General features: G+C 47.8%; 12 protein-coding genes and 1 tRNA gene. 3 read left to right on the top strand and 10 right to left on the bottom strand.

The genetic code is table 11. From position 1 onward, the window contains the following. Positions 1-48: 48 nt before the first annotated feature. Together WBG78_RS27485 and WBG78_RS27480 are read right to left on the bottom strand one after the other, a co-directional pair. Complete coding sequence (locus tag WBG78_RS27485) at positions 49-1,896, bottom strand: DUF349 domain-containing protein (protein ID WP_337329732.1); 1,848 nt, start codon at positions 1,894-1,896, stop codon at positions 49-51. A 56-nt stretch (positions 1,897-1,952) separates the two neighbouring features. After that, positions 1,953-2,528, bottom strand: a complete 576-nt coding sequence (locus tag WBG78_RS27480; protein WP_337329731.1) for a YqgE/AlgH family protein — start codon at positions 2,526-2,528, stop codon at positions 1,953-1,955. Positions 2,529-2,649: 121 nt separating this feature from the next. Here WBG78_RS27480 and pdxH point away from each other — a divergent pair, with 121 nt between their 5' ends. Further along, complete coding sequence (gene pdxH / locus WBG78_RS27475; protein ID WP_337329730.1) at positions 2,650-3,291, top strand: pyridoxamine 5'-phosphate oxidase; 642 nt, start codon at positions 2,650-2,652, stop codon at positions 3,289-3,291. Between the two features lie 99 nt (positions 3,292-3,390). On the opposite strand, the gene bshB1 is transcribed toward pdxH, so the two are convergent. From bshB1 to WBG78_RS27440, 7 genes are all read right to left on the bottom strand, one after another. Further along, entirely contained in the window at positions 3,391-4,110 is a 720-nt protein-coding gene (gene bshB1, locus WBG78_RS27470; protein WP_337329729.1) for a bacillithiol biosynthesis deacetylase BshB1, read from the bottom strand. 50 nt (positions 4,111-4,160) lie between these two features. Beyond that, positions 4,161-5,111: a thioredoxin-disulfide reductase gene (gene trxB / locus WBG78_RS27465; protein WP_337329728.1), complete on the bottom strand. Its 951-nt coding sequence runs from the start codon at positions 5,109-5,111 to the stop codon at positions 4,161-4,163. A gap of 79 nt (positions 5,112-5,190) precedes the next feature. Next, positions 5,191-6,054 carry a sigma-70 family RNA polymerase sigma factor gene (locus WBG78_RS27460; RefSeq protein ID WP_073130761.1) on the bottom strand — a complete coding sequence of 288 codons (864 nt, stop codon included), beginning with the start codon at positions 6,052-6,054 and terminating at the stop codon, positions 5,191-5,193. Between the two features lie 76 nt (positions 6,055-6,130). Next, complete coding sequence (gene pnp / locus WBG78_RS27455) at positions 6,131-8,275, bottom strand: polyribonucleotide nucleotidyltransferase (protein ID WP_337329727.1); 2,145 nt, start codon at positions 8,273-8,275, stop codon at positions 6,131-6,133. Between the two features lie 95 nt (positions 8,276-8,370). Next, positions 8,371-8,646, bottom strand: coding sequence for a 30S ribosomal protein S15 (gene rpsO / locus WBG78_RS27450; RefSeq protein WP_337329726.1), 276 nt, complete (start codon positions 8,644-8,646; stop codon positions 8,371-8,373). A gap of 86 nt (positions 8,647-8,732) precedes the next feature. Continuing rightward, complete coding sequence (locus WBG78_RS27445) at positions 8,733-10,463, bottom strand: LptF/LptG family permease (protein WP_337329725.1); 1,731 nt, start codon at positions 10,461-10,463, stop codon at positions 8,733-8,735. A 201-nt stretch (positions 10,464-10,664) separates the two neighbouring features. Then, the gene (locus WBG78_RS27440) at positions 10,665-11,078 is read right to left on the bottom strand and encodes an START-like domain-containing protein (protein WP_337329724.1); all 414 of its coding nucleotides are present in this window, start codon (positions 11,076-11,078) and stop codon (positions 10,665-10,667) included. 151 nt (positions 11,079-11,229) lie between these two features. On the opposite strand from WBG78_RS27440, the gene WBG78_RS27435 reads away from it, so the two are divergent. Both WBG78_RS27435 and WBG78_RS27430 read left to right on the top strand, forming a co-directional pair. After that, positions 11,230-11,303: transfer RNA gene (locus WBG78_RS27435), tRNA-Met, on the top strand. Positions 11,304-11,860: 557 nt separating this feature from the next. Then, on the top strand, positions 11,861-12,862 hold the full coding sequence (locus tag WBG78_RS27430; protein ID WP_337329723.1) for a phosphotransferase enzyme family protein: 1,002 nt from the start codon (positions 11,861-11,863) through the stop codon (positions 12,860-12,862). A gap of 41 nt (positions 12,863-12,903) precedes the next feature. On the opposite strand, the gene WBG78_RS27425 is transcribed toward WBG78_RS27430, so the two are convergent. Next, a complete protein-coding gene (locus WBG78_RS27425; RefSeq protein WP_337329722.1) occupies positions 12,904-13,332 on the bottom strand; it encodes a methylglyoxal synthase in 429 nt (142 codons plus the stop codon). Positions 13,333-13,366: the final 34 nt, after the last annotated feature.

Below are 13,366 nucleotides of genomic sequence, written 5' to 3'. Positions count from 1 at the left end.
GGGTTCGAACTTATATAGATATAAAGTGACGGAAATATGAACCCCTGGCTACGCCTGCTTTAACATTTTCAACTGTTCTTTCAGCTGCTTCAGGTGGTCCGTAGCATCCTTTATCTTGTCGTTGAACTCGTCCTTCACCTTATCGGCATTCTTGGACTTGCCGAAGAATTCAAGATTGTTACGCCACAAGGCAATATCGTTCTCGACCTTGGTAATCTTCTTGCGGATGAGTTGCTCCTTTTGATAGATCTTACGGTCGGCAGCAGGATCGTTCCTGAGATCCGACAGCTGGCTCTCCAAAGAAAGTTTGCCCTTTTCATCCTCTGATAATCCAGGCAGTGAATTGATAAAGCGTTCCACCGCCTCATGATAGCGGTGACGAATAGAATTTATGTCTTTGCGGGGAACAAAGCCGATCGTAGCGTACTTGTCCTGAAGATCGTGTAGCACGTCCTGTGAACCCGTGCGCCCTGCGGCGTGACTTTCAAGTATTGTACAGATCTCTTCCTTTGCTTTGAGGTTCTCGGACTGCTCGGTTTCCACCCTGTCATGCTGAGAACGACGTTGCTCAAAGAAATGGTCACAGGCGTCTTTGAATTCCTTGAACACTTTCTCCCGAAACTTTTCAGGAACAGGTCCCACATCCTTCCACTGAAGTTGCAGGCTCTTCAATTCTGCCGATGTCTTCTCCCAATCGCTGCTTTCCTTAAGCTCGAGGGCTTTCTTCACCAACTCGTTCTTCAGCTGAAGATTGTGCTCGCGTTCTTCGTCAAGCTTCTTGAAGAAGTTATTCTTGTTATTGAAGAAGGTCTTAAATGCAGACCAGAATTTCTTGTTGACATCTTTGGCTTTTGCCCGAGGCAAACCACCGATAACTTCCCAGCGCTTTTGCAGCTCGAGTATGTCCTTTGTTTTCTGGTTCCAGTCCTTTATGCGATCAGACTGAAAGTTCACAAATTCCTGCACTTCATCGCTAAGCTTTCCTTTGCCGCCCAGGTTCTCCTGAAGTTCCTGCTGGAGGTTCTGCAGGTAGCCATCCCGTTTGGCGTATATCGCATCCGATGCAGTTTTGAATCGCTGCCATACGGCTTCTTTCTCTTCTTTGGGTACAGGGCCAAGGTGCTTGAACTCATGGTGAAGTTCGTTCAGCTCAGCAATGGCATCCTTGATCACGGACACATCAATAAGGCGCTCAGCACGAGCGCACAGTTCGATTTTTGCCTCGAGGTTGCGGCGCCTGTCAAGTTCCTTTAACTCAAAGTATATACTCTGATTGTCGTAGAAGCGGTCGGTCAGTGCGTGATAATTCGCCCAAAGTGTTTTTGCATGAGCGGCAGGAACTGGTCCTATCGCCTTCCACTCCTTCTGAAGCTCTTTGAATTTATCGAACTGGTTCGTTGCATCGGGAGAGTCAAACAGTACGCGAAGGCGTTCCAGCAAGTCCTGCTTCTTCTTAAGGTTATCCACCTTGGCTTCTTCCTGCTGACGGAAGTGTTGATTTCTTCTGTCGCGTACAAGTTTGAAGTTGGCATCGAAAACAACTTCGGCCTCATCTCCTTTGTATTCGAAGTCTTCGGCTACACCTCCGTTATCAACGAAGCGTTGCAAAGCCTCTGCACGTTCCTTCTCACGCAATTCATCAAAGATTGGTTTGATCTCGCGCAAAACGACATCGACTTTTTTAAAGTCTGATTCTTTGGTAAGGTCTTTTACCAGCTCGGAAAGCTGATGCTTGGAGTACTGTGAATAATCAACATGGTGTTCAACCTCATGATGATCTTCGGCTGCTTCGTCGCGAAATTCATCGCGATCAGATAAATCCACTTCAGATTGTAAAGTCCGTCCGTTGGACAACTCCTTCTCCTGTTCCTGCGCTTCCTTTTTTTCTCGTTCCATTTCCATGGTCATGTCCATTGCTAAACGGCGTATATCGTAAATTTACACAAATTGGATCAATTAAGCCGGGGGTCGGTGGGATAGTTCGCATATACCGAAAATCTCCCTCCCATACTATCCAGAGCCTTTTTCCACATCAGTGTTGGTTCAGTATCAAACAACAGGTCGTCGGTGACATAGTCACAAACAATCCAGGAATCTTCCTGCAATTCTGATTCAAGCTGGCCTGATGACCATCCGCTATACCCCAGATAAAACCGTACATCTGAGGACTTTATCTCAGACGTATCGATGCTGGCGATAAGGCTTTCAAAGTCACCACCCCAGAAAATCTCTTCACGAATCTTAACGGCCTTGTCGAGGTTCGTATTGCGATGAAGAAAATGAAGGGTGTCTTGTTGTACCGGACCTCCTACGAATACACGTTCATCAATACTACCAATAACATCCATCACCTCACCGATTTTCAATAGCGACGGTTTATTCACAACGAAGCCGAAAGATCCTTCTTCATTATGTTCACATAAGAGGACGACAGTTCTTTCAAAATTCGGATCAGCAAGAAAAGGCTCTGATATCAGTAACCTTCCACGCTCGGGCTGAAGTTTATTCTTGTATTTAAAGAACTCCATTTACACTCGCTGTATTATTGCCGAACTATGTTATCAATGTTTTCGTACTTGAATAAAATACTTCATTTGCTTGAAAGCAAGCATTATTTCCACGACACACATTTGAATAAATTGCAACCGTATGCAACGACTTGAAGACATTCGAAAGGAATATTCCAGGACATCGCTGGACGTTAAAAACGTTTCCGCAGATCCAATAGAACAATTTAATATCTGGTTTAATGAGGCGATGAGTGCGGGTGTACCCGAACCAAATGCAATGAGTCTGGCAACAGTCGGAAGTGACCATCGCCCATCATGCCGCATCGTTTTACTCAAAGGGGTCGAGAATAATCAGTTTGTCTTTTACACAAATTACCAGAGCCATAAGGGTAAAGATCTTGATAACAATCCATTTTGTGCGTTAACGTTCTTCTGGCCCGAGCTCGAACGGCAGGTTCGGATTGAAGGAAGTGTTACCCGTGTAGACGACTACAGATCCGAAACTTACTTTCAAAGCAGGCCAGTAGGCTCTCAGATTGGCGCGTGGTCATCTCCACAGAGTTCGGTGATCGGGAACAGGGAGATCCTGGAAGAGCGGGTACAGCAAATCAGCAAGCGTTTTGAGGGTGCTACCAAACTACCCAAGCCCAAACAATGGGGAGGCTTTCAGGTTGCGCCGTACATGATCGAATTCTGGCAGGGCCGGCAGAGCAGGCTTCACGACCGGATAGTGTTTACACTTGCTGATGGCGCGTGGGGAACGCACCGCCTGGCACCCTAATTCTTCACTCTCACACTGTTCCTCACACTCAAAACAGAGTGAGGAACAGTGTGAGAGCGATGAACAGTGAGGAACAGTGTGAGAGTGAGGAACAGTGACCTATATCAGATCGAAGAGGGAGTTTACGCCCGGGTATCTCCGGACGGTGAATCCCTCTCCGTACTTTGTCCCTATCGCATGGCCAAACTCCACAGCGCGTGCTTCGAGCATGCGCAGAAATGAAGGGCTGGAAATGTAGGTCTCCGGCTCGCTCGAACTGGGATCATAAAACTGTGATTTAAAGGCACGTACGGCCTCCATCTTCAACTCAAAGTGATCCGTGATGTCGACGATAAAGTCGGGCTCAATAAACAAACTCTGAATGCAGTGGTACACTGCCGAAGGCCTCCAGGGTGCTTGCTTTTTTCCATTCTCATCAACGGTCTCGACTTTGGCAAGGCCCGACAGAAAGCAAGCGTCGTAGCCAAGAGCTGCGCCCTTTCCGTGATCGATGTGCCGGTCATAAACCGCATTCGCCAGTACAATATCCGGTTTGTATTTGCGTACTGCTTTCACCACGGCCAGCTGATGCTCGGGGTCATTCTGAAAGAAACCGTCTTTCAATCCAAGATTATCACGGACGCTGACACGAAGTATCCGCGCGGCATCGGCAGCTTCTTCAGCGCGTAACTCAGGGGTGCCCCTGGTGCCTAATTCTCCTTTTGTGAAATCAACAATTCCAACACTGTGACCAAGGGCAACGTGCTTCGCTATCGTGCCGCCGCAGCTGATCTCCGCATCGTCGGGATGCGCGGCCAAAACAAGTACATCGAGTTTCAAAACGAGCGTTTTGTTATTGCTGAGATAATATCTGTTTACTGCTGAAGACTTTAGTGGACGGCTTCAACTTCTTTGGATGCCAGGAATCGCTCTGCATCGAGTGCTCCCATACAGCCCGTGCCTGCAGCGGTAATCGCTTGTCTGTAGACATTATCAGCTGCATCGCCAACGGCGAAAACACCTTCAACATTGGTACGCGTAGAGCCCGGCAATACCTGAATGTAGCCAGTCTCGTCCATGTCGATATATTCCTTGAAGATATCTGTGTTAGGCTTGTGTCCGATCGCGAGGAAGAATCCCTGAACAGCAATCTCACGCTTCTCACCAGTCTGTGTATCACGAAGGCGCACACCCGTTACACCTGAATCGTCTCCCAGGATTTCATCAGTCTCAGAGTTCCAGTGGATCTGAATGTTGGGTGTTTTAAGCACGCGATTCTGCATGATTTTCGATGCGCGCATTTCATCTCTGCGTACGATAAGGTGAACCTTCGTACATAAGTTTGCAAGGTAAGTAGCCTCTTCAGCGGCAGAGTCTCCCGCACCAACAACGGCAACATCTTTCTGACGGTAGAAGTATCCGTCGCATACTGCACACGCCGATACACCGCGATTGGTGAACTTCTCTTCGGATGGCAATCCAAGGTACTTGGCTGAAGCACCAGTTGCTATGATCACTGCATGGGCAATTACGGTTTTGCTTTCATCTACAACCACTTTCAATGGATAAGTGGAAAAGTCAACGGAAGTAACAAGTCCGTAATGAACCTTCGTACCAAAACGCTCAGCCTGCTTCTGAAGATCTATCATCATCTGCGGGCCATTAATGCCCTCGGGATAACCTGGAAAATTCTCGACGTCGTTAGTAGTTGTGAGCTGGCCTCCGGGTTGTCCACCGGTATACAGCACGGGGTTCAAGCCTGCGCGCGCTGCGTATATGGCAGCCGTATAACCAGCCGGTCCGGAACCGATGATCAGTACTTTTACTTCTTCAGTTGTCATGGGACGATGTTTAACTGTATAACAAAATAAAGGGCCTCTTCATTCGAGACCCTTTAAATATCTTTAAAATGCAAAATTATTAACCGAGGTAAGGCTTGAGAGCCTTGCTCCTGGATGTGTGTCTGAGTCTGCGGATGGCTTTCTCTTTGATCTGGCGAACGCGCTCACGGGTAAGGTTAAACTTCTCACCGATTTCTTCGAGTGTCATTGAATGCTCTCCATTCAAGCCAAAGTATAACGTGATAACGTCTGCTTCACGCTGGGTAAGCGTTGAAAGTGCTCTCTGTACTTCACGACGTAAAGAGTCATTCATCAGACCAGAGTCTGGTGTCTCTTCGCTGTCGTTTTCAAGAACATCGAGCAAACTGTTTTCTTCTCCCTGTACAAACGGAGCGTCCATAGATACGTGACGACCGGAGATCTTCATCGTGTCCACTACCTCAGCCGTTGTGACATCCAGAACTTCTGCAAGTTCTTCAGGTGATGGCTCGCGCTCATACTTCTGTTCAAGTTCCGAGAACGTCTTTGATATCTTATTCAAAGAACCAACGCGGTTAAGCGGAAGACGAACGATACGTGATTGTTCGGCAAGAGCCTGAAGGATGGACTGACGGATCCACCATACTGCGTACGATATAAACTTGAAACCACGGGTTTCATCAAAACGCTGTGCCGCTTTAATCAAACCGAGGTTACCCTCGTTGATGAGGTCCCCCAGCGATAAGCCCTGATTCTGATATTGTTTAGCTACTGATACAACAAAACGCAAGTTTGCCTTAGTGAGCTTCTCAAGGGCAATTTGATCTCCCTCCTTGATACGCTTTGCCAACTCTACCTCTTCGTCGGGGGTAAGGAGGTCAACCTTACCAATCTCCTGGAGGTATTTGTCCAGCGACTGGCTTTCGCGGTTGGTTATCTGCTTACTGATCTTGAGCTGTCTCATCCTTTGATTTTAGTCTCTGTGTTCGATAACAATATAATGTCAAAATATAGTTCCTGTCAATTTATCCTTACGATAATTAGGCGTGCGTTGTTTCGGGACGCGGCGGCCGTGGAAGCAATACTTTCCTGGAGAGACGGAATTTACCGGTCTTTTTGTCTACTTCGATGAGTTTCACTTTGATCTCTTCGCCTACTTCAAGTACACCTTCCATGTTCTCAAGGCGCTCCCACTTAATTTCCGAAATATGGAGCAATCCGTCCTTGCCTGGCATGAATTCCACGAATGCGCCGAAAGGCATGATCGACTTCACTTTGCCATCATAAACCTCGCCAACTTCCGGAATTGCTACGATTCCTTTGATTCGCTTCAGGGCAGCTTCCATCACCGACTTGCTGGTGGCAAACACACGGACAACGCCCTTGTTATTTACCTCCTCGATCGAAACAGTTGCACCCGTTGTATTCTGAATATCCTGAACAACTTTTCCGCCAGGGCCGATAATGGCACCGATCATTTCTTTCTCGATGATTACGGTCTCTGCACGTGGCGTTTGTGGCTTCAGGTCAGGGCGAGGTGCAGTGATTGTCTTCTTCATCTCATTGAGAATGTGAAGTCTGCCTTCCTTAGCCTGAAGCAGAGCCTGACGCATTACCTCATAGGTAAGGCCATCCACTTTAAGGTCCATCTGGCAGGCCGTGATGCCCTGCTCTGTTCCGGTAACCTTGAAGTCCATATCTCCAAGGTGATCCTCATCACCAAGAATGTCAGAAAGGATAGCATACTTGCCAGTAGAGCTATCGGAGATCATTCCCATAGCGATACCAGCCACGGCTGATTTCACAGGAACACCGGCGTCCATAAGGGCAAGAGAACCGGCACAAACTGTCGCCATTGAAGACGAGCCATTTGATTCCAGTATGTCTGAAACGATACGGATAGTATATGGGTTCTTATCGTCCGGAGGAAGCACCTGCTTCAACGCGCGGAGTGCCAGGTTACCGTGTCCAACCTCCCGACGTCCGGGGCCGCGGTTAGGTTTCACCTCACCTGTAGAAAAGCCCGGGAAATTGTAATGCAGGATGAACTTTGAGAATCCTTCAATCATAGCACCGTCAATCATCTGCTCGTCCAGCTTGGTACCGAGCGTAACCGTGGTGAGTGACTGTGTTTCGCCTCTTGTAAAGATCGCAGAACCATGGGGTGAAGGGAGGTAGTCTACTTCACTCCATATATCCCTGATTTGAGTGGTTTTACGACCATCCAAACGAAGTCCTTCATTAAGCGCTAAGTCACGCGCCGCTTTCTTTTGGATATCCTTAAAGTAACGCTTAACCATTACCTTGTCAACCGTCGTATCCTCAGGGAGTCCGTCCAGGTACTCGTCCAGGATAGTGGAGAACGCATCAGAGCGGACTTTTTTGTTTGTATGCAATGCGCGAGCGGCCTGGTAGGCACGTTCGTACATCAGCTTCCAGAGCTCCTCGCGGAGGCTCTCATCGTTATTTTCGTGGCTGTATACGCGCTTCTCGGTCTTGCCCGCAGCCTTCGTCAATTCGATCTGCAATTCGCACTGTATCTTGATTGCATCGTGGGCACGCTTCAGCGCTTCCAGCATGTCGTCTTCAGAAACCTCTTTCATTTCGCCCTCAACCATGAGGATGTTTTCAATAGAGGCCGCTACGATGAGGTCGATGTCGGCGCGTTCCTTTTGTTCCATGGTAGGATTGATGACGAACTGGCCATCAACACGGGCTACCCGAACTTCGGAAATAGGACCCTGGAACGGAATATCTGATACAGAAAGTGCTGCGGATGCAGCAAAAGCGGCAAGGGCATCAGGAAGCGCAGCCTGATCACCTGAAATCAAGTAAATCATTACTTGTGTTTCGGCGTGGTAATCAGCTGGGAATAAGGGACGTATAGCACGGTCAACAAGGCGGCTAATGAGAACTTCATAATCCGACAGCTTGCTTTCGCGCTTCATAAAACCACCTGGTACCTTACCGGTGGAAGCAAATTTTTCCTGGTAATCAACCGACAAAGGCAGGAAATCAGTGCCTTCCTTGTGCTCGGTGGCGGCAACTACTGTTGCCAGAATCATGGTATTTCCCATGCGCAACACAACAGAACCATCAGCCTGGCGGGCTAGTTTTCCGGTTTCTATAGAGATCTCCCGACCATCAGGGAGTTGGCAAGTTTTAGTTATTACGGTAGGTTTCATAAGAGAGATGTGATTGGAGACCGTGAAGGACTCGGATGTGAAAAAATGCAAAAAGGGAACCTTGGAAAGGGTTCCCTCTAACGGACTAATGCCGATTATTTTCTGAGATCGAGGTCGGCCAATATGGCTCTGTACCGTGCGATGTCTGTGTTCTGAAGGTAGTTGAGCAATCTCTTGCGCTTACCAACAAGGGTCAACAGGCCTTGCTGTGTGGAGAAATCTTTCTTGTTTTCTTTCAGGTGCGCCGTGAGATGGTTGATGCGGTGCGTGAAGAGGGCAATCTGTGATTCTGCTGATCCGGTTTCCTCTTTCTTCTTTCCGAAGCCATGCTTTGCGAAAAGGCCCTTTTTAATTTCTGATGTCAGATACATTTCGAATAAATGTTATTTCCTTTATTTCAGGGGGCAAAGGTAAGGGAATCACGCAGTAAATCAAAAAAAACTTAAAGTTTCGCACGCTACACAGCACTGGCGGCCACCGACTTAGACTTTCGGGCAAACCACCTCTTTACTTTATCCAGCATTACCGAGTAGAAATCAGCCTCGAAAAGGCGCGCATCCTTCCTCGCCTGCTTCAGGAAAAACAATCCTATCACAAAAAGTACGACGTCTGCCAACCATACACCGGCAATAACCGATATGGTGTTTTGTTTGGCGAGCTTCTCGCCCTGCATTCCTATCACATAGTAGACGATAAAGAACAGGATCGACACCAGAAACGGCACGCCGAGTCCCCCCTTCTTAATGATGGCACCCAGCGGAGCGCCAATCAGAAACATGGCGATGCAGGCGAAAGAGCTCGCCAGAATCTTGTGCCATTGAATTTCAAAAATAACCAGCTCCGATCTGAAATTATCAATGCCGTCTTTTGCATTGGTGAGCTGACTCTTAATGGTGCGCGCCTTATTGGCGGCCCCCTGTATCATTTCGCGGGTTAGCGTCAGATTATAAACGCTGTCTACTTTGGCCTGCTTCTTTGCATCAATGGCGAACAATGGCTTTTGTTTCCATGGCTTCGAAGATGATTGTGATCTCTTCCTTTTATTCAACGCCGGCGCAACAGGCTTCGCGGCCGCAGCAGAATCAGCGGCACCGCTGGCCGGCGTTCCCTGTACGACAGTCTTGTTGTTATTTGCAAGCTTCAGTGCAGCACTGTCTACGGAAGCAGCCCCTCCAGACTTATACTTCATCACATAGGGCAAGTTTGCAATAGAGTCCCTGTAAACTTTATGCGCGTAAACCTCTGGTGGCATGATCAAAGAGTCGCCACGCGTGAAGAAGTTGAAGTAGTCAGGTCGCCCCAGGAAATGATTTAACTGAAGGTTCAGCACTTCACGATGCAGGGAATCCATATCGGATTGAAGTTCACCCAGATTGCGCATGATCCTGTTACCCTGAAACCATTTTTTATCTGTAGTCTGCAACTGGAAAGATGACAGATCAAACACGAACTGCGCCTTCTGAAACTGACTACGGGTTAGCGTTTCCTTTTCATTATTTGCTCGTGCTCCAACGCCACGCTGCGTCGACGCGCCTTCGGTGTAATTGAACCCATTATAGAGTTCGAACTTAAGGTAGCGATCTCCCAGGACGGTATACATCCGGCCGGAGTCGGCGACGATCACTTCCTTGTTCCCATTGTTTTTCCGGTGATCATAGACAAGCACTCCTTTCAATGCCTGCTCGTCCTTCGGGAACTTCTTGTTCACCTTGATACTCATGTTGTCGATGCCGCGATAGAATTCGCCTTCCCGTAGTTCGAGCGCCGGCTTCTTTTGCTTTATATCATAGAGCAAGCTATAAGCTTCGAGTGCTGCCCGCGGAACCATGTTGTTGTTCGCGTGAAAAGCGGCGGCCGTAAGAAGCAAAATGAAAAAGAATATCGGCTGGAGTACACGCAGCAGTGAAATGCCCGCGCTCTTGATTGCAGTAAGCTCGAAATGTTCGCCAAGGTTGCCGAACGCGATCAGGGATGACAGCAGTACAGCCAATGGCATGGCCGTCGGGATGGTGAATATGGCAAAGTAAAAGAAGAGCCTTCCAAGCACCCACCAGTCAAGCCCCTTTCCGATGATGTCGTCAAAATACTTCAACATGTTGATGTTGAGCAGAATGAATACAACGACGAGAAAGGTGATCACAAACGGACCTATAAAAGCGTCGAGTACAAGCTTATCCAGTTTCTTCACATTTGTTGATCCCGCCTATGGCTGGACAGGTTTGGTGATATGTTGATCCCGCCTTGCGGCTGGACAGGTTTGTTGATTGAAATGCAAAATTACCAATAATAATGCCGTAAAACGAGGTCAAGATTGTCAATGAAACCAACGCCCCTTTCAGGCGTTGTCCTCAAATCACCAGATCAACAAATCACCAGATCAAGAAATGAATTAGCCTCCGACGATCTTTCGAAGGTTTTCGACGAGACCATCCCACAAGGAACGAAGTTCGCGCAGGTCGTCGAAATCGGAATAGTCAAATACTTTGAGGTAAACAGACTGAGTCAGTTCATTTGACTCGAGCCGGAACTCTATATAAGCAGGATCACGTTCGTCCTCTTTTGTCTCCGGGACAAATTCAAACTTGACGAAGTGATTGGTGCGGTGAGCCACCTGGCGGGCCCGGTGCCCCTCGTCGTCCCAAAAAAAAGTAAAGGTCTTATCTTCGTTATTGATTCTTACATCCTCAGCATACCATTCGGATAAACCGCTTGCAGTCTGGATATATGGATAAAGCATCTTGACCGATGCATGAATCTCATAGTCGACTGCGAAAAGTTTCTTTTTGGTACTTACAGTTGCCATCAAAAGTATTGAGTGAGGGAATTTATAGCATTTTAGTCAGTATGACAAAACAATTGGAGAGTTTGAATCGCATTGGGTTGTTGCTAATTCCGGACAATCTTGTAAGTTTGCACTCCCTTAAAAACAGCCCGGTCGGGGCGGTACTTTAAATGGCGCGGTAGCTCAGGTGGTTAGAGCGTTGGATTCATAACCCAAAGGTCGGGGGTTCAACTCCCCCCCGCGCTACTCATTTATTGATTTAGTGATTTGTTGATTGGTTGATTTGGCGGCCAACGCTGGAAGCGTTGGTTTTTGTTTTTGGGGCCATTTTTATCGGATTCAAGGAGACCTCAAGTCACATTCTTTGTCCAGCCAGAGACTTACCAGAGGGCAGTAATGGTTTGTTTTCCATCTTCTGAGATGTAGTAGCGGACTATCCTCGGCGCCCCAGCAACGCTTTTCCCCTATCAGTGTTTTCCCCACCCTCTCCCACTCTGCTCCAAACGCCCAGCTGATCTATTCCATATTCTTCTCACACTTTTCCATGGTCTTCCCGGCTCTTCCAATTAAACGTTGACACCTTAACGTTCACACCCTGGCAGTTTATTCCCAGACTTTCACATAGGTTTTAAAAATGATTTATCATCGTCAACAAAGTCATCGGCAACGGTGACCCACACAGGCGTCATTTCTTCGTCGGATAAAAGATTGTAGCCATCATGGTCTGATGATCAAAGCACGATTTACATTTGCTGCTTCGATTTGAAGTACGTGACCGTTTAATATAGACATCAATCTCTTCAATGCTATTCCCGACCATTTACTCCACACTCGATCCCGCGGCACTGGCCTCTTTTGTCTCCTCTCAATATGAACTCGGAGACAGCCGGTGTCAGTTGATCCAGCGCGGTGTGGGCGATACTTACCTTATCACCACATCTACTAATAAGTTTGTGCTGCGGATATACAGAAACGATCAAAGGACCTTCGGGCACATTCAAAGCGAGGTTGAACTGCTGAGCATTCTCCGCGACAACAATGTTTCTGTCTCTTATCCAATAGCTGACCGGGATGAACAGTATGTGCAAGCACTCGATGCAGCAGAAGGGAAACGACATGCCGTACTATTCAGCTATGCCAAAGGAGAATCGCCCGTTAAACTTAGTGACACTCAATTGAAAGTTCTCGGCGGTGAGATTGCAAAATTTCACAACATCTCATCGGTAGCAGGATTGTCGAATACACGCTGGACGTTTGACATATCGACGACGCTCATTGAACCTATAAACAAAACCCGTCATCTGTTTGCATCTCTCGCCGATGAACTAACGTGGTGGGTATCCGTTGCCGGGCAGGCAAGGGAATATTTGGAAAGTATTCCTACCGATCAATTCTCTACCGGCTATTGTCACTATGATTTCCTTCCAAAAAATTTTCACTTCGATGACGACAACATCACACTCTTCGACTTTGACTTCTTCGGCAAGGGCTGGTTGGTGAACGACCTAATGACTTTCTGGACACAACTTACTCTTGATGTACAGATTAACAGAATGACGCAGCAGGATGCAGATCACTCTTTCGATCTGTTGCTGGATGCATATCGTCAGCATCGTTCAATAAGCGATGAGGAACTAAGGGCGATACCAAGCCTTTCCATTGGTTGGTGGTGTTACTATATGGGCTTTCATGCTTCACATGACCAGTTCCTGGCATTTGTTCAGCCGGGTCACCTGAAAATGCGCACTGCATTGATTCGTCAGCTGGCAGAACGAAATGCGAAGTGGTCAGACAGATATTGTTAACTCCTTGGTCGTGGACGTGAGCAGAAGAGGGTAAGGAGCCCTTATAATTTCCTGTTCTGGTAGGTCGTAAAATCCGGAACCGTGCGGGAATAGGAGAACAACTTTTCCGAACTTAAAAGAATATCTGCTGTTGCCCTGTTGCAGGCCACCGGAATATTCCAGACCACGGCGAGTCGCAAAAGGGCCTTGATGTCGGGATCGTGAGGCAGGGGCTCGAGCGGGTCCCAGAAAAAAATTAAGATATCGATCATGCCTTCGGCAATCAGTGCGCCGATCTGCTGGTCCCCGCCAAGAGGACCGCTATGAAGCCGATGTACCGTCAGACCCAACTCGTCGGCCAGCAGTCGCCCTGTGGTGCCGGTTGCGTATATTTCCCACTTCTGCATGCTGGCTAAATGGATCTTCGTCCATTCGACCAGCTCTTTCTTCTTGTTGTCGTGGGCAATGAGGGCGATTCGTTTAATACTCATAGTAATTCGCAAGAGTCGAATCTAAAAATACGCT

This window comes from Chryseolinea sp. T2, from assembly GCF_037203685.1.
Lineage (GTDB): Bacteria > Bacteroidota > Bacteroidia > Cytophagales > Cyclobacteriaceae > Chryseolinea.
Note: the sequence above shows the minus strand (reverse complement) of the source record. Positions and strands in the feature narration are given on the sequence as shown.